Source organism: Rhodococcus sp. O3, from assembly GCF_048897285.1.
GTDB lineage: Bacteria > Actinomycetota > Actinomycetes > Mycobacteriales > Mycobacteriaceae > Rhodococcus.
The window spans coordinates 1-16,992 of the sequence record NZ_JBMBTE010000015.1; the positions used below are offsets into that span (position 1 = coordinate 1).

The 16,992-nt window shown below is 69.6% G+C and carries 11 protein-coding genes; 6 read left to right on the forward strand and 5 right to left on the reverse strand.

Annotation, left to right across the window (positions count from 1 at the left end):
* Together ACN675_RS07150 and ACN675_RS07155 are read left to right on the forward strand one after the other, a co-directional pair.
* The coding region (locus ACN675_RS07150) for an SbcC/MukB-like Walker B domain-containing protein (RefSeq protein ID WP_420750201.1) at window positions 1–980 on the forward strand (980 nt) is incomplete at its 5' end.
* 140 nt (window positions 981–1,120) lie between these two features.
* Complete coding sequence (locus ACN675_RS07155) at window positions 1,121–2,677, forward strand: long-chain-fatty-acid--CoA ligase (protein ID WP_420750202.1); 1,557 nt, start codon at window positions 1,121–1,123, stop codon at window positions 2,675–2,677.
* A gap of 49 nt (window positions 2,678–2,726) precedes the next feature.
* Here ACN675_RS07155 and ACN675_RS07160 read toward each other — a convergent pair whose 3' ends face one another.
* On the reverse strand, window positions 2,727–3,911 hold the full coding sequence (locus ACN675_RS07160) for a thiolase family protein (RefSeq protein ID WP_420750203.1): 1,185 nt from the start codon (window positions 3,909–3,911) through the stop codon (window positions 2,727–2,729).
* 129 nt (window positions 3,912–4,040) lie between these two features.
* Window positions 4,041–4,916 carry a hypothetical protein gene (locus ACN675_RS07165; RefSeq protein WP_420750204.1) on the reverse strand — a complete coding sequence of 292 codons (876 nt, stop codon included), beginning with the start codon at window positions 4,914–4,916 and terminating at the stop codon, window positions 4,041–4,043.
* A gap of 297 nt (window positions 4,917–5,213) precedes the next feature.
* Here ACN675_RS07165 and ACN675_RS07170 point away from each other — a divergent pair, with 297 nt between their 5' ends.
* Window positions 5,214–5,603 (forward strand): chorismate mutase, encoded by a 390-nt coding sequence (locus ACN675_RS07170; protein ID WP_374068693.1) that lies wholly within the window; start codon window positions 5,214–5,216, stop codon window positions 5,601–5,603.
* An 80-nt stretch (window positions 5,604–5,683) separates the two neighbouring features.
* Here the strand turns inward: ACN675_RS07170 and ACN675_RS07175 are convergent, their stop codons facing one another.
* Window positions 5,684–6,481, reverse strand: coding sequence for an SDR family NAD(P)-dependent oxidoreductase (locus ACN675_RS07175; protein ID WP_420750205.1), 798 nt, complete (start codon window positions 6,479–6,481; stop codon window positions 5,684–5,686).
* 203 nt (window positions 6,482–6,684) lie between these two features.
* Here ACN675_RS07175 and ACN675_RS07180 point away from each other — a divergent pair, with 203 nt between their 5' ends.
* Window positions 6,685–7,251: an NADPH-dependent FMN reductase gene (locus ACN675_RS07180; protein ID WP_420750206.1), complete on the forward strand. Its 567-nt coding sequence runs from the start codon at window positions 6,685–6,687 to the stop codon at window positions 7,249–7,251.
* Here the strand turns inward: ACN675_RS07180 and ACN675_RS07185 are convergent.
* Window positions 7,232–7,732 carry a hypothetical protein gene (locus ACN675_RS07185; RefSeq protein ID WP_420750207.1) on the reverse strand — a complete coding sequence of 167 codons (501 nt, stop codon included), beginning with the start codon at window positions 7,730–7,732 and terminating at the stop codon, window positions 7,232–7,234. The genes ACN675_RS07180 and ACN675_RS07185 overlap by 20 nt on opposite strands.
* Before the next feature lie 195 nt (window positions 7,733–7,927).
* Window positions 7,928–9,352 carry an aldehyde dehydrogenase family protein gene (locus tag ACN675_RS07190; RefSeq protein ID WP_420750208.1) on the reverse strand — a complete coding sequence of 475 codons (1,425 nt, stop codon included), beginning with the start codon at window positions 9,350–9,352 and terminating at the stop codon, window positions 7,928–7,930.
* Window positions 9,353–9,632: 280 nt separating this feature from the next.
* On the opposite strand from ACN675_RS07190, the gene ACN675_RS07195 reads away from it, so the two are divergent.
* Both ACN675_RS07195 and ACN675_RS07200 read left to right on the forward strand, forming a co-directional pair.
* The gene (locus ACN675_RS07195) at window positions 9,633–15,143 is read left to right on the forward strand and encodes a glutamate synthase-related protein (protein WP_420750209.1); all 5,511 of its coding nucleotides are present in this window, start codon (window positions 9,633–9,635) and stop codon (window positions 15,141–15,143) included.
* Complete coding sequence (locus ACN675_RS07200) at window positions 15,140–16,891, forward strand: sulfite reductase subunit alpha (RefSeq protein WP_420750210.1); 1,752 nt, start codon at window positions 15,140–15,142, stop codon at window positions 16,889–16,891. Before ACN675_RS07195 ends, ACN675_RS07200 begins: the two co-directional genes overlap by 4 nt.
* Window positions 16,892–16,992 lie beyond the last annotated feature (101 nt).

Genomic DNA, 16,992 nt, shown 5'->3' on the forward strand with positions numbered 1-16,992 from the left:
CGGTCGCCGATGCGGTGCGCGCGGCGCTGCCCGACGTCGAGACGGCCGGCCAGAACCGGGTCCTCGCGGCGCTGCAGCAGTTCGGGCGGGCGGTGTCCGGGCAGCTCGACGTCGAGCACACGGTCGACGACGGTGTGAACGTGGTCCGGATCGCGGGGGCGGGGACCGACGGCACCCCGACCGAGGTCCTCGAGCACGTGACTACGCGGGTCGACGAGGGCAGGCGCGCGCTCACCCAGCGGGAACGGGACGTGTTCACCGGGTTCGTGCTCGGCGGGGTCGCGGACGAGTTGCGGCGCCGCATCGAACGCGCCGGCGAGCTCGTCGACGCGATGAACGCGAGCCTGTCGGGGAGCCGCACCAGCCACGGCATCGGCGTGCGGATCGGGTGGGTGCCCAACCGCGGCGACGACGAGATCGCCCGCATCACCGCGTTGCTGGCGGATCCGACCGGGCCGGGCAACGGGGCGGAACTGATCGACCTGTTGCGCCGACGCGTCGAGGCCTCGCATACGACGGATCCGTCCGCCGGGTACGCCGCGCACCTGGCGCAGGCGCTGGACTACCGGAACTGGCACACCGTCGACGTGACGATCCTGGGTCCGGAACCCGACCAGGAACGGCGGATCTCCAAGCGCGCCAAGATCTCCCAGGGCGAGACCCGGTTCGTGTCCTACGTGACGCTGTTCGCCGCGGCCGACGGATATCTGTCGAGCCTGCCGGACGTGGACCGCGCGCTGCGGCTGGTGCTGCTCGACGACGCCTTCGCCAAGATCGACGATCCGACCATCGGCGAACTGATGGGCCTGCTGGTCCGGCTCGACATCGACTTCGTCATGACCGGGCACGCCCTGTGGGGTTGTGTGCCACAGGTTCCCGCCCTCGACATCTACGAGGTGCGGCGCCTCGAGGACAGCTCCGCGGTGACCACCCACGTGCACTGGGACGGCCACAACCGGCACCTGCGCCCGCTGGACTGAGCCCCTTCCGCGCCACCGGGGCCTCCGGGAGGTGCCGAACGGGTCCGGCGAAACCCGGGACGGCGGCACCGGCCGGCTATAGCCTCTGGCCTACGCGGCGCTCCCCCCACGGTGCCGCAGGCGAGAAGGAGGCTCTTCGGATGTCCGAGTCGACCCGACCCACCCTGATCGAGCGTGTCGCGCACTGGGCGCGCACGACGCCCGATGCCGAGGCCGTGCGATATCTCGACCGCAGCCACACCTGGTCGCAGTGGCACGAGCGGCTGACGCGCCTCGCCGGCGCCCTGGCCGACGCCGGTGTCGGCCCCGGCGACACCGTGGCGTTCGTGGACAAGAACAACCTCGCCTGCATCGAGCTCACCTATGCCGCGTCCGCGCTCGGCGCAGCCACCGCGATTCCCAATTTCCGGCTCGCCGGTGACGAGCTCGTCTACGTACTCGACGACGCGAAACCTCGAATCCTGTTCGTGGGCAACGAGCTCGTCGAGCAGATCGACGCCATCCGGGACCGTCTCGCCGCGGCCCCGCAGATTCTGGTGGTCGGCGGGGACGACGACGAGTTCGAACCGCTGATCGCGCGCTCCGAGCCGCCGTCGGTGCTGCCGCAGGTCTCGGCGGACGACACGGCGCTGCTGCTCTACAGTTCCGGCACCACCGGCCACCCGAAGGGTGTGCAGCTGACCCACCGGAACCTCGCCGCGCATGCCGAGGCGGTGATGTCGGTGCTGCCGTTCTCCGACGGCGACTGCCTGCTGGTGGCGATGCCGCTGTTCCATGTGGGCGGCACCTGCTACGCGGCGATGGGCATCCACGCCGGGCGCCGCTGCGTCTTCACCCGCGAGGCGGATGCGCCGTCGCTGTTCCGCGGGCTCGCGGAGGGCGCGAACATCGCGTTCCTGGTGCCGCCGGTGATCGCGGGAGTCCTCGCCGCCGGCGAGAAGGCGATCGCGGCGTTCTCCCGGCTCACACGCATCACCTACGGCGCCGCGCCCATGCCGCTGCCGCTGCTGCGCGCGGCCCTGGCGGCGTGGCCGGACACCGAGTTCGTCCAGGTGTACGGGATGACCGAACTCGCCGGGGTGATCACCGCGCTGCTGCCGGATGTGCACCGCGACGAGACGCAGGTCGCGCGGATGGCGTCGGCGGGCACCCCGCTGCCCGGGGTGGAGATGCGCATCGTCGACCCGGCCACGCTCACCGACGTCGAACCCGGTGCCGTCGGGGAACTGTGGTGGCGGTCGGAACAGACCACCCCGGGCTACTGGCACCGCCCGGAGGCGACGAAGGAGGCAATCGTCGACGGTTGGTTGCGCAGCGGCGACATGGGTCGCGCCGACGACGGTGGTTTCGTCTACATCGAGGACCGGCTCAAGGACATGATCATCACCGGCGGCGAGAACGTGTACTGCCCCGAGGTGGAGCGGGTTCTCGTCGAGCATCCCGAGGTCGCGGAGGTCGCCGTGATCGGTGTGCCGGACCCGAAGTGGGGTGAAACCGTCAAGGCCGTCGTGGTCCCGACCGCGGACAGCACCGTCAAAGAGAGCGAGCTCATCGACTACACCCGCGAACATCTCGCAAAGTTCAAGTGCCCCACCAGCATCGACATCGTCGATGCGCTGCCGCGCAATCCGACCGGCAAGATCCTCAAGCGCTCGCTGCGCGAGCCCTACTGGGCGGATCGGCCGCGCAGCATCTGAGCCGCGGTTCGCGGTGGGAGCGCACCGGCGCTCCCACCGCATCCGTTCGTCAGCCGATGCGACGGAACAGCGCCGCCAGCGCCTGGCCGCCACCGATGCACATCGTGACGATGCCCAGCTCGAGGTCGCGGCGCACCAGATCCTTGGCGACACGGACGGTGAGGATCCCACCGGTCGCGCCGACCGGGTGACCGAGCGCGATCGCACCGCCGTACGGGTTCGTCTTCTCGGGATCGAGTCCGGCGTCCCGGATCACGGCGACCGCCTGCGACGCGAACGCCTCGTTCAGCTCGATCGTGTCGATGTCGGACGGCGTGGTGCCGGTCTGCTCGAACAGCTTCTTCAGCGCCAGCACCGGGGCGTAGCCCATCAGTTCCGGTTCCATCGCGGCGGTCGCGACGGACTCGAGGGTCACCAGGCCCCTCAGGCCCTTCGCCTCGGCCACCGACTGCCGGGCCAGCACGACCGCGCCGGCACCGTCGTTGATGCCCGACGCATTGCCGGCGGTGACCGTGCCGTCCTTCTCGAAGGCCGCGCGCAGCTTGGCGAGCGTCTCCATGGTGGTCTCGGGCTTGGGGTGTTCGTCGGTGGTGATGGTGACGGGCTTGCGGCCGCCGATCTCGACCGGGGTGATCTCCTCGGCGAACGCCTTCTGGGCGGCGGCGTCGGCGGCGCGGCGCTGCGATTCGACGGCGAACTCGTCCTGCTGCTCCCGGGTGATGCCGTACTTGCGTGCGACGTTCTCTGCGGTCACACCCATGTGGGTGTTGTGGAACGGGTCGGTGAGCATGCAGACGGTGCCGTCGACGAGGGTGTGGTTGCCCAGCTTGTAACCGGCCCGCGCGGAGTAGTCGTAGAACGGCATGCGCGACATGTTCTCGTCACCGCCGGCGACCGCGAGGTCGACGCCGCCCCACCGCATCTGCATCGCGGCCGACCAGATGGCCTGCAGGCCCGATCCGCACAGGCGGTTGACGGTGTAGGCGGGGACCGACTGCGGGATGCCGGCCGCGAGGGACACGCGGCGGGCGTTGTAGGCGTCTGGGCCGACCTGGCCGATGCAGCCCATGACGACCTCGTCGATGTCCTCGGCTGCCACACCGGCCCGCTCGAGGGCGGCCTTGACGGCGGTGGCGCCGAGTTCGTGCGCCGGCACGTCCTTGAAGACGCCACCGAAGCTGCCGACGGGGGTCCGTGCCCCTTCGACGACGACGATCGGTTCCGGTGTGGTCATTTCCTGTCCCATCTGCTCGAAGCGTTCGCTACCTCTGGCACCCAGTGCCAGTACCGCTTTGTAATCCAAGTTACCCTCGCAACGGCGATCGGAATACCCCCTCCCCGTTCGTGTTCACGCGACGAACGATCAGTGCTGGTGGGGATCGTCCAGGTCCCGCCGCAGGATCCGTTCGGCCGCCCGCGGCGTGCCCAGCTCGCGGCGCATCTCGGGGAAGTGGGCATAGAACTCGAGCACCCGGTGGAGCAGGACGGGGTCTATGTCGAACCGCCGCGAGTCCACTTCGATCATCGGTTCGACGGGCATCCGGTCCAGGCGGAAGATGCGGCTGGTGCGGCGCCTCGCCCACGCCGCGGTGGGGGTGCCGAGCACCCACGATTCCGGGTAGCCGTGATGGTCGGCGCGCACCCCGGCCACCGACACCCACGGCAGATAGGACTCCACGGTCCAGCCGCGTTGCCGGACCCCGTCGGGTCCCAGAAGCAGGGAACCGGAGCGGATGCGGCCGAGCAGGACCTCGACGACGAACGCCACGCACGGCACGCCCAGCAACGCAAGCACGGGGCTCACCCAGGGGAATCCGCTGCTGAACACGAAGATTTCGACGGCAGCGCCGACGGCGAGCGCGGCGGCGCATCCCATCATCGCGACGAGCAACCCGAACACCGATCGTCGTGAGCGCACCTCGGTGGTCCCGGCGACGCCGGCCGGCACGAACCGCACACCCGGTGCTCCGCGCTTCGGTCGCCAGTAGGCGTACCCGAACAGGGCGGTCAGTCCCATGAGCGCCGCCAGGACGAGGAAGAAACGGGTCACCGCACTCGACTCGGCGGCCGCAGTGCCGGCGCGCCACAGCGCCAGGACGAAGAAGACGGCAGCGAACCCGATCGCGACGGCGACCCGGCGATTCCACGAGTCGGCGGGCCATTCCGGGGGTCGCTCCAGAGGTGGGGCGTACGGTGCGGATTCCGGTTCGTCGTCGCGCCCTGTGAACGCCCGTCCCACTGCGATTCCCCTTCCGGAAGCGCCAGGGGACCCCGCCGCCCCCGGCCGGTGCCGGTTTGGGCGCGAACGCTACCGCAGCGCAGCGTTCCAGGCGGGTAGACACGCTTGGAACTGGACATTTGGTCGAGAAGAGGCCAAAGTAGTCCCACTGACCTGGATAATGCACACAAACATCTCGAGCACCAGTGTGATCATCACCATACTCGAGAGTCAGTTGCGGTATTCATGCTGCTCAGACCAAGTTTCACCGGGGGGAAGAACATGGCGTCGTACGGACACGCAGAATTTTGTGTACGGATGAGTAACACCTTCGGCGATCGACACGACACAATCTGTGACGATTCAGACGAGACCGGAGGAATCTGCATGACTGTCCAGCTTGATTCGCCTGGCATCGAAACCGCCGAGCAGGCCGCTTCGACCGAGGTCGAGCTCGTTTCGGCCGATGTCGAACTGGCTCATCTGTTCGACGAGATCCAGGAACTCGATGCCCAGATTCTCGAGGTGATCAAGCGGCGCTGCGAGCTGTCTCAGTTGATCGGGGTTGCGGCGAAGGCCACCGGCCATTCGCGCGAGGCCCAGAACCACGAGATGCAGGTCCTGGACCGCTTCACCGAGCTCGGCAAGGACGGCAACACCCTCGCGCTGACGCTGCTGCGTCTCGGCCGTACGCGCCTGGCTTCCTGACCTCAGCCCTCGGGCGAACGAAGCCCCCGCACCGATCCGGTGCGGGGGCTTCGCCGTTCTCCCCTTCGGGTGCGAGCAGATCAGTAGTAGACCGCTCCCGGCACGCCACCGCCGACGGCGACGGCGTCGCCGGTGATGCCGACGCTGCGCGGCGAGGCCAGGAATGCAACGACGTCGGCGACCTCGCTCGCGTCGATCAGCCGGTGCAGGGAGTTCTGTGCGAGTTCACGTTCGAGTTCCTCGACCGGGACTCCGGTCTCCTGGGATCGTGCGGTGACCTGCGCGACGAGCCGCTCGGTCCGGGTCCGGCCCGGATGCACGACCGTCACGTTGATGCCGTGCGGGCCGAGTTCGTCCGCCAGGTTCTTCGTCAGCGCGGCGACGCTGACGTTGCGGACGGTCTGCGCGATCGAGTTGGCCGCCCGCGCCCCGAGGCCGCTGATGTTGATGATGCGGCCCCAACCCTGGTCGATCAGGTGCGGCGCGACGGCCCGCGCGGTCCGCAGGCAACCGAGTACCTTGATCTCGACCTCGCGGCGGACCACATCGTCGGTGGTCGCGGCGAAATCGGTCGGGGCGTTGGCACTCCACGGGGTGGCTGCCGAGTTGACGAGGATGTCCACGCCGCCGAACTCCTCGACGGTCCGCGCCACGAGCGCGTCCACCGAGTCCTGGTCGCCGGTGTCGGTGGGCACCCCGACGACCCGCCGCCCGGTTTCGTCGGCGAGTGCCTTCGCGGCGATTTCGAGGTCGTGGGCGGTGCGGGCGGCGATCACGACGTCGGCGCCTTCGGTCGCCAGTGCCCGGGCGATCGCGTAGCCGATGCCGCGGCTGCCTCCGGTGACGATCGCGCGCTTGCCTTCGAGGCCGAGATCCATGGTGCTCCTCACGAAATGCCGGTTGGTCCACTGTCGACGCTAGTCCGCCGCCGGATCACCGCCACCGTTTGCCGTCACGGTGACCGTAAGTCGGGTCGGCCGGCAGCCGGGATCGACCGAAAGGGCCGTGGCGGCACCACGATCGGCGGATACTCGACCGGAGTTCCCCGTCGGGTTGCCCGAGCCTGGAAGGACACTCCTCCATGACCACCTACACCGTCGGCTATTTCGTCGGAAGTCTCTCGTCGCGGTCCATCAACCGGACGCTGTCGAAGGCCCTGATCCGGTTGGCGCCGGACGATCTCGAGTTCGTCGAGATCCCCATCAAGGACCTGCCCCTCTACAGCCCGGACTACGACGCCGACTTTCCGCCGGCGGGCACGGCGCTGAAGGAGACGATCGCGGGGGTCGACGCGGTGCTGTTCGTCTCCCCCGAGTACAACCGGTCCATTCCGGGCGCACTGAAGAACGCGATCGACTGGGCGTCGCGTCCGTGGGGCCAGAATTCCTTCGATCATGTGCCGACCGCGCTGATCGGCGCGTCCATCGGCGCCATCGGTACCGCGGTCGGCCAGCAGAGCCTGCGCGGGGTCATGGCGTTCTGCAACGCCCGGCTGATGACCGCCCCCGAGGCGTACATCCACTACACACCCGACGTGTTCGGCGACGACGGCAGCGTCCACAACGAATCGACGGAGACGTTCCTGCGCAACTACATGTCCGAGTTCCGGGACCACATCGTCCGGGTCCTCACCGTGCTCCCCCGATAGGACCGAGCGGGGCGACCTTCTCGAGTTCGAACTCGGCCAGGACGCGGCCGACGACCGCGGCGATCCGATCGGCGGGAAGCTCCTCGTAGGCGGCCAGCACGATCGCCAGCTGCTCGGTCGGCGGCAGCGTCGCGAACAGCACGTCACCGTGCGGGCCGTCGCCGGCGACCCGAGGGGCCTTGCGCGGACGCTGCAGATAGACGAACCAGCTCAGTACGTACGCGCACAGTTCCGGTCCGACGGGGCCACGCCAGGTCGCCACGGCCCGCGCGACCGCCCGGTCGAGGATCTCCGGTGCCGCGTCCCCGGCGAGGAGGCGCGCGCACGGCGCCAGGTCGGGAAGTTTGCTTTCGAGGACTTCGCGCAGCCCGGCGATCCGCTCCCGGTCCACGGCCAGGGTCAGGCTCTCGACCGCGCCCTTGCCTCGGGCACGCTCGCCGCTGCTGCTCGCAATGGTCGTCTCTGCCGCCGGCTGGTACATGGCTCCACTTCTTCCTCGCGTCTCTACTACGACCATCGTCCCGCGAGTGAGGAATGTCACGCGTAGTCGTCTACGCGTGTCGCGAACGGCCACTACGCGAGAAAACCCGCCCCGACGGTCGGTGCACAGATATTTCCGTACACGGACCGTCGGACCGGGTGAGCTGTGCGTACCAGCGCAGGATCAGCGCAGAAATCAGCGCAGGATCGACTTGATCTCGAGGAACTCCTCGAGCCCGAAGACGCCCGCTTCACGGCCGAGCCCGGACTGCTTGTAGCCGCCGAACGGCGCTTCGGTGTTGAACGCGCCGCCGTTGACGTACACCTGGCCGGTGCGCATCCGGCGGGCCACTCGTTCCGCACGGGCGGGATCTGCGGACCACACGCCGCCGGACAGCCCGTATTCGCTCTTGTTGGCGATGCGCACGGCGTCGTCCTCGTCGCGGTAGCCGATGATCGACAGGACCGGCCCGAAGATCTCCTCGCGTGCGATGGTCATGTCCTCGGTGACGTTGCCGAACACGGTCGGGCCGACGAAGTACCCGGTGGTCAGGCCGGTCTCGCGGCCGTCGAGGACCAGGTCGGCGCCTTCCTCCACACCCTTGTCGATGTAGGACCGGACCCGCGCGAGCTGGGTGGCGTTGACGAGCGGGCCGAGCTTGGACCCCGGTTCCGAGGGGTGCCCGACGGTGTAGGCCTGCGCGACCTTCGCGGCGAGCTCGGCGGCCTCGCCGAGGCGGTCCGCAGGCACGAGCATGCGGGTCAGGGCGGTGCAAGTCTGCCCGGAGTTGAGGAAGCACTTGGAGACGCCCTCGGTGACGGCGGTGGCGAGATCGGCGTCGTCGAGGATGACGTTCGCGGACTTGCCACCGAGTTCGAGCGCGACCTTCTTGACCGTGTCGGCGGCGACCGCGGCGACGCGCTTTCCGGCGCGGGTGGAGCCGGTGAACGAGACCATGTCGACGTCGGGGTGTGCGGCGATGGCTTCGCCGACGACCGGCCCGTAGCCGCTGACGAGGTTGAACACGCCCGGCGGCAGGCCGGCCTCGTCGCAGATGTCGACGAGCGCGTACGTGACGAGCGGCGCGACCTCGGTGGGCTTGAGGACGACGGTGCAGCCGGCGGCGAGCGCGGCGAACACCTTGAGCACGACCTGGTGCAGCGGGTAGTTCCACGGGGTGATGGCGCCGACGACACCGACGGGCTCGCGCACGACGAGGGCGTTCCCGATCTCCCGGTCGTCGAAGTCGTATTCGCCGGCGAGCTTCGCGTAGGCGGCGATGTTGCTCAGCGGCATCCCGATCTGGACGGCCGCCGCGAGCTTGAGCGGCATGCCCATGTCGCGGGAGACGATCTCGGTCAGCTCCCCCGCGCGGTCGGTGGCGAGGGCGGCGACCTTGCCGAGATAGGCGCTGCGTTCGGCGCCGGACAGCGCCGACCAGGCGGGGAACGCGGCGCGGGCCGCGGCGGTGGCGCGGTCGACGTCGGAGGCGGTGCCCTCGGCAACGACGGCGATGACCTCCTCGCTCGCGGGGTCGATCACCTCGATGCGGCCGGTGCCGTCCGAGTCCACCCAGGCCCCGTCGATGTAGATCTTGGTGCGGTCGAGTACGTCGGTCATGCGAATCCCTCTCTGCAGCGCTTCGCGGTGTGGCGTGGAACACTCCGACCTGCAGCTTAGCCGAGCGCTCGCTCGGCCGGTGTGACGAACGTGGCGTCCACGCAGGGCACGCGGTGCGGTACGCTGGCCAGGCACTCGCGGGTTTCCAACTTGCTACGCGCGGGTTGCCAGACAACGACGTCTGCCTCATTTCAGACGTCGGCATCCACCATCGGAAGTCCGGATTCCCGGGCTCACCCCTCCGTGGCTGCCGGCACGATCCACCCGAGGAGGACGTCCGTTGCTTACGCATGCCGGCGGAACCGGTCTGTACGACAGCACTTTCGACAAGAGCAGCTGTGGCGTCGGATTCATCACCCGCAAGGACGGCGTGCAGACGCACGAGGTCCTCACCCTCGGTCACGACGCTCTCTGCGTGGTCCCGCACCGCGGTGGCATGTCCGCCGAGGGCGTGGGCGACGGTGCCGGCGTCAACGTCGACCTGTCGGTCGCGTTCTTCTCGCAGCTCACCGGAAAGAGCCTTCGGGCAGGCGAATTCGGTGTCGGCAACTTCTTCCTTCCGACCGATCCCGCCGCCCGCCCCGCGGCGGAGGAACTGATCGGCGCGGCCCTCGCGGCGCAGGACATCGAGGTCCTCGCCGTGCGCGACGTCCCGGTCGACGACAGCGTGCTGCGGCCGGCCGCCGTCGCCTACCAGCTGCCGATCCGGCAGTGGATCTTCGCGCGCCCCGAATCCGTGGACAGCGCAAAGGAATTCGACCGGATTCTGCACGAGGTGCTGCTCGCGGTCGAGGCGCAGGCATACACCGATCCGGCGCTGGCCGGGCTGTACCCGCTCTCGCTCAGCGCACGCACCCAGGTTCTCAAGGGACGCTTGAACTCTCACGAGGTCATCCCCTACTTCGCCGATCTCACCGATCCGGCGCACGCGGTGCACACCCTCTTCTTCCACACCCGGTTCTCCACCAACACCGACCCGCACCCGACGATGGCGCAGCCGTTCCGGCTGATGGCCCACAACGGCGAACTGAACACCGACCGCAAGAACCGGCTGTTCGAGGGCGCGCTCGCTCGTGCCCTGGGCCGCAACATCATCCGACCGCCCGGACAGTCCGACAGCTGCCGCTTCGATCAGACCCTCGCGTCGCGGCTGGTGTACGACGATCTCGATCTGGTGACCGCGGTCGTGCAGATGATGCCCCCGGCGTGGGAGAACGACACCACCCTGTCGCCGCAGGTGCGCGCGATGCTCGAGTTCTTCTCGCTGTACGAGGAGAAGAACGACGGTCCCGCCGCCCTGATCTTCGGCAACGGCAGCGTCGTCGGCGCCCGCCTGGACCGGCTCGGCCTGCGTCCGCTGCGCACCGTCGAGACCGCCGAGTACCTGGGCGTGACCTCCGAGGCCGGCCAGTTCGGGTTCGCACCCGAGACCGTGCTGCGCCGCGGCCGCATCGAGGCCGGCGGCATGCTGTACTTCGACCACGAGCAGGGCCGCTCGTTCGGCACCGTCGAGGCCCTCGAACTGCTCGCCGCGCGCCGCGACTACCCGGCGCTGGTGGCCGATGCCCGCGCCGAGCTCGCGTCGCTGCCCGAGATCCCTGCCGAGAAGGCGGGCTCGCCGCTGCGCTACAACGGCGACCTCGACCGCTACCAGCGGTACGTGTCGTACTCGCTGAACCAGGAGTCGTTCCGGTTCATGCTCGACCCGATGCTCGCGTCGGGAACCGAGAAGATCTCCGCGATGGGGTACGGCAACGCCATCAACGCCCTGTCCGATCAGGAGGGCGGCGTCGCCAAGTACTTCTCGCAGCGGTTCGCGCAGGTCACCAACCCCTCACTGGACTCGATCCGCGAGGCCGACGGCATGACGCTGCGGGTCGCGCTCGGCGCCCGCCCCGGCTCCGGTGCCACGGAGGCCCGGCAGATCGTGGTGCCGTCGCCGATCCTCACCCACCTCGACATGCTCCGCATCCGCGAGCAGGCCGACACCCCCGTGCGCCGCTTCCAGATGCTGTTCACGCCGGTGTTCGACGACCCGGCCGCCAACGCCGCCGCGCTCGAGGCGGCCGTCGAGGCCCTCGCCGACGAGATCGCCGCGTTCGCCCGCGAAACCGGCGGCATCGCGGTGCTCACCGACCGGCACGTCGCGACCGATCGTGCCGCGCTGCCGATGATCCTGACCACCTCCGCCGTGAATCAGCGGCTCATCGACGAGGGCCTGCGGCTGCGGGTCTCGGTGATCGTCGAGTCCGGTCAGCTGTTCTCCTCGCACCACATCGCCACGACCCTCGGTTTCGGTGCCGCCGCCGTGTACCCGCTGACGGTGCAGATGCGCGCGGAGGAGAAGTACGGCGACGACGCCGACGACGCCTTCCTGAAGTTCCGCAAGGCCGCCGAGAAGTCGCTGATGAAGACGATGGGCCGCGTCGGCCTGTGCACCGTCGAGTCGTACATCGGCGGCGAGTTCTTCGAACCCAGCTACCTCGACACCGACGACGCCGTGCTGCGCCGCTGGTTCCCGAACGTCCGAACCCCGGTCGGTGGCGTCGGGTTCGCGACGATCGCGCAGGCCGTCGCCGACTGGCACCAGCGTGCCCTGACGGTCGCGGCCGAGAAGGACGTGCCGCTGCTCGGCCTGTTCAAGGAGCGCGCCGAGGGTGCCGGGCACTCGTACGGCACCACCGCGGTGCGCGGCTTCGTCGACATGACCGAGGAGCCCATCACGCTGCCCGGCGGCGAGCGGGACGGCGAACCCGACCTGACCGACGCGCTGCGGCTGCTGCCGCTGCACCGCCTCGGCGACGCCCACGGCCTCGACGACGACGCCTACCGCTACGGCGGTTTCCGGGCGCTGACCTCCGACGAGATCGACCGGTTCGAGATCACCCCCGGTTACCGTGCGTTCGCGCGCACCATGGCCGACGAGCGGGCCCAGCGCCCGGCCGCGCTGCGCGACGTCCTCGCGACCCCCGCCGACGTCACGTACGCCACCACCGCCGACGAGTTCCGCCGCGAGATGGGCCGCTTCGCCCGCTACGGCAACAACTCGATGCTGGTGCGCGGCATCTCCGCGGCCCGGGTCGGCGACGAGGAGTTCGTGCTGCGCCTGACCGGCCCGCGCGCCGACGAGGCCGACCGGCTCGAGGCGCTCGCCCAGTCCCTCGTCGCCCGGTTCGGCGACGAGATCCTCGGCTACCGCTGCTACGGCGACACCGTCACCGTGCAGGCCACCGGGCAGGCCCGCGACTACCTCGCACTGGTCCGCAAGGCCCCGGACAGCGTGCCGCTGGACCGGGTGCAGCCCGCCCATGAGATCACCCGCACCCTCGCGTCCGGCGCGATGAGCCACGGCGCCCTGAATTCCAACGCGCACGAGGCCGTCGCGCACGGCACCAACATGGTCGGCGGCATGTCGAACTGCGGTGAGGGCGGCGAGCACATCTCCCGCTACGGCACGATCCGCGGTTCGCGGATCAAGCAGTTCGCGTCCGGCCGCTTCGGGGTCTGGGCCGGCTACCTCGCCGACCCGATGCTCGAGGAGATCGAGATCAAGATCGCGCAGGGCGCCAAGCCCGGCGAAGGCGGGCAGCTGCCGGCCGCGAAGGTGACCGTGGAGATCGCCGCCGCCCGCGGTGCCACGCCCGGCGTCGAACTGGTGTCGCCGCCGCCGCACCACGACACCTACTCGATCGAGGACCTCGCGCAGCTCATCCACGACTGCAAGGCCGCCCGCGTCCGGGTCATCGTCAAGCTGGTGTCCTCCGAGGGCATCGGCACCATCGCCGTCGGTGTCGCGAAGGCCGGCGCGGACGTCATCAACGTCGCCGGCAACACCGGCGGCACCGGCGCCGCGTCCGTCACCTCGCTCAAGTACGCGGGCCGCTCCGCCGAGATCGGCGTCGCCGAGGTGCACCAGGCGCTGTGCGCGAACGGTCTGCGCGACAAGGTGGTTCTGCGCTGCTCCGGTGCACACCAGACCGCGTCCGACGTGATCACCTCGGCGCTGCTCGGCGCCGACAGCTTCGAGTTCGGCACCACCGCGCTGATGATGCTCAAGTGCGTCATGGCCAAGAACTGCAATGTCAAGTGCCCGGCCGGTCTGACCACCAATCCCGAGGTGTTCGACGGTGATCCGCGCGCGATGGCGCAGTACCTGCTCAACGTCGCGCACGAGACCCGCGAGGTGCTGGCCCGGCTGGGTCTGCGGTCGCTGCGCGATGCCCGCGGCCGCTCGGATCTGCTGCACCTGCTCGACCACCCGTCGTCCGTCGGCAAGCTGGACCTGCGGGCCATGTTGACCGTCGTGCCGGAGGTCTCGGTCGAGAACCCGGTGTACCTGGAGAAGGACTACGAACTCGACGATCGCTGGATCGCCGAGCTGCGGGCGGCGCTGGTCGACGCAGGCGAGACCGCGGTCGCGCTCGGGGGCGGTGTCGCGCTGACCAACCGCAACAAGAGCGTCGGCGCGCAGCTGGCGATCGACATCGAGCGGATGCTCAACCACGAGCAGCTCGATGAGATCCCCGCTGCCCTGCGCGACGAGCGCGGTCGCCGCTGGCTGCGCGACAGTGCCGTCACCGTCACCACCACCGGTTCGGCCGGCCTGTCGTTCGGCGCGTTCTGCAACGACGGAATGGTGCTGGCGCACACCGGGACCGCGAACGACGGCGTCGGCAAGGGCCAGTGCGGCGGCGAGATCGTCGTGCTCTCCCCCGGCGGCGGCTCCGCCGATCACGGCGGAAACGTGCTCATCGGCAACTTCGCGTTGTTCGGTGCGACCGGCGGCCGGTTGTTCGTCCAGGGGCAGGCCGGTGACCGGTTCGCGGTCCGCAACTCCGGTGCCGCCGCGGTCGTCGAGGGTGTCGGCGAATTCGCCTGCGAATACATGACGAACGGTGTCGTGCTCAACCTCGGCGGATTCGGCAAGGGCCTGGGCAACGGCATGTCCGGCGGGTTCGTCTACCAGTACGACCCCGAGGGACTGCTGCCCGGCAAGGCCAGCGCCGACTCGATCGTCCTCGGCTCCGTCACCGGCGACGATCCGCAGGCGGCGGTCCACAATGCGGCCGTGCTCGAACTGCTGCACCGGCACGTCGAGGCCACCGGGTCCGTCAAAGCCCGCTTCCTGCTGGACAACTGGCAGACCGAGCAGGCGCACTTCGTGTACGGCATGCCGCGGGCGCTGCTGCAGTACCAGGACTCGGAGCAGATCCTCGCCGCGAAGTCCCGCAAGGAACTCGCCGAGGAGGTCGCCGCGGCCCTCGTCGAGCACCAGGTGCGCAAGTTCAAGACCGACTACCAGCAGGGCACGCCGGTGGCCGGTGGCGTCACCCCGGACGGCACGGACAGCGAGGCGATGTTCGCGCTGCTCAACAACTACACGGTGCTCGCCGCCGCCCAGTCGATGGCGATGCAGCGCATCCCCGGCGCCACCGACGCCGCCGATCCGGCCGTGCAGAAGGCGGTGCGCAACCTGCTGCTGACCGAGGATTTCTTCCTCGTCAAGAAGCTGCAGCGGTACGCGCTCGAGGCGATCTCGGAGCGCACCGACGAGGAGCTCGCGGTGCTCGTCGCCGACAAGCGCCTCGGCGACTACAAGCGGTCGCTGGCGTTGCGCAACGTCCGGTCCGTGTACACCCCCGGCACCTACGGGTGGATTCTCCTGCAGGACAGGAAGAACCACGACTCCATCGGCCGGTTGCCCGGTTACGAGGAACTGTTCGCGCGTCACGCGGTGCCGGATCTGCTCACCCAGTCGCCCGCGCTTTCCACGGAGGTGGCTTCCGCATGACCCCGTTCATCCCCACCGACGCCCCGTTCACCACGGACCAGCGGTCGTGGCTCGCCGGCTTCCTCGCCGGCATGCAGACCCGTCTGCTCGCGACCGGCCCCGACACCGCCGCCGCGGCGGGCTCGGCGCCCGCGCTGCACATCCTGTACGGGTCGCAGACCGGCAACGCCGAGTCCGTCGCCGAGGACACCGCGGCCGCGGCCCGCAGCCACGGATTCGCGCCGACGGTGTGCGCGCTCGACGACGTCGACCTCGACCGGTTCGCGACGTTCGGTCGCGTGCTGATCGTGACGTCCACCTACGGCGAGGGCGAGATGCCCGACAACGCCGAACTGTTCTGGGAGGCCCTGTCGGCCGAGTCCGCGCCGCGCCTCGAGGGCATGGACTTCGCGGTGCTCGCGCTCGGCGACACCGGCTACGACGGGTTCTGCCAGGCCGGCAAGCTCATCGACATGCGGCTCGAGCAGCTCGGGGCGCAGCGCATCGTGCCGCGCGTGGACTGCGACGTCGACTACGAGGACGTCGCCGCCGCCTGGATCGCCGAGACCCTGCCGCTCGTCGCGGCCGTCGAGGGCATCCACGGCGACGGAACCGCGGCCGTCGCGGCCCCGGCTCCCGCCCGCGCGAAGTCGCAGTGGAACCGCAAGAATCCGTTCCCCGCGGCCGTCACGGTCAACCGGCTGCTGTCGGGCGAGGGGTCCGGCAAGGAGATCCGCCACTACGAGTTCGACCTCACCGGGTCGGGCCTCGAGTACGAGGCGGGCGACGCCCTGAACGTGGTGCCCGTCAACGATCCCGCACTCGTGCAGGCACTGCTCGACACCCTCGGCCTGGACGGCGCGGTCGTCCCCGCCGGGCACGAGCAGACCCTGACCGAGCTGCTCACCCACAGCTACGAGATCACCGCGCCGAACATCGACCTCCTCGAGGAGGTCGAGAAGCGCACGCACAACGAGGAACTGACATACGTGCTGCGGCACGGCGACAAGGCCGCGCTCGACGACTGGCTGTGGGGTCGCGACATCCTCGACGTGCTGCGCCTGGAACCGACCCCGGAGCTGACCGCCGAGGAGTTCCTGTCGCTACTCAAGCCGCTGCAGCACCGCGCGTACTCGATCTCGTCGAGCCCGAACGCGACGGAGCAGAGCGTGCACCTGACGGTCGCGGCGGTGCGCTACGGCACCGATGGCCGCGAACGTCGCGGCGTGTGCTCGACGTTCCTGGCCGACCGGGTCGGTGAGAACGGCATCGCCGGGGTCTTCGTGACGAAGAACAAGGCGTTCCGGGTTCCCGCCGACGACACCGCACCGATGATCATGGTCGGTCCGGGCACCGGGATCGCTCCCTTCCGGGGCTTCCTGCAGGAACGCCGCGCGCGGGGCGCGACCGGCCGGAACTGGCTGTTCTTCGGCGACCAGAAGCGCGCGTGCGACTACGTGTACGAGGACGAACTGACCGAGTTCGTCGAGTCCGGTGTCCTGACCCGCCTGGACCTGGCGTTCTCCCGCGACCAGGCCGAGAAGATCTACGTGCAGACCCGCATGAAGGAGCACGGCGCCGAGCTGTTCGCGTGGCTCGAGGACGGCGGCCACTTCTACATCTGCGGCGACGCGTCCCGGATGGCGAAGGACGTCGATCGTGCGCTGCACGAGATCGTCGCCGAGCACGGCGGTCTGTCGGAGGAAGGCGCCGCCGAGTACGTCACCAACCTCAAGCGCGAGAAGCGGTACGTGCGCGACGTGTACTGAGGTGCGGCTCCGCCGCCCGTGTGTGAGGTGCGGCTCCGCCGCCGGTGTGCCTTTCCGGCGGTCCCAACCGCCACAAAGGCACACGGGCGGCACAGCCGCAC

Excerpts from the sequence above, each read along its gene's own strand:
- ACN675_RS07180 (WP_420750206.1), top strand. The coding sequence starts at position 6,685 with ATGACCACCTACACCGTCGGCTATTTCGTCGGAAGTCTCTCGTCGCGG.
- ACN675_RS07155 (WP_420750202.1), top strand. The coding sequence starts at position 1,121 with ATGTCCGAGTCGACCCGACCCACCCTGATCGAGCGTGTCGCGCACTGG.
- ACN675_RS07200 (WP_420750210.1), top strand. The coding sequence starts at position 15,140 with ATGACCCCGTTCATCCCCACCGACGCCCCGTTCACCACGGACCAGCGG.
- ACN675_RS07175 (WP_420750205.1), bottom strand. The coding sequence starts at position 6,481 with ATGGATCTCGGCCTCGAAGGCAAGCGCGCGATCGTCACCGGAGGCAGC.
- ACN675_RS07170 (WP_374068693.1), top strand. The coding sequence starts at position 5,214 with ATGAGTAACACCTTCGGCGATCGACACGACACAATCTGTGACGATTCA.
- ACN675_RS07190 (WP_420750208.1), bottom strand. The coding sequence starts at position 9,352 with ATGACCGACGTACTCGACCGCACCAAGATCTACATCGACGGGGCCTGG.
- ACN675_RS07185 (WP_420750207.1), bottom strand. The coding sequence starts at position 7,732 with ATGTACCAGCCGGCGGCAGAGACGACCATTGCGAGCAGCAGCGGCGAG.
- ACN675_RS07160 (WP_420750203.1), bottom strand. The coding sequence starts at position 3,911 with ATGACCACACCGGAACCGATCGTCGTCGTCGAAGGGGCACGGACCCCC.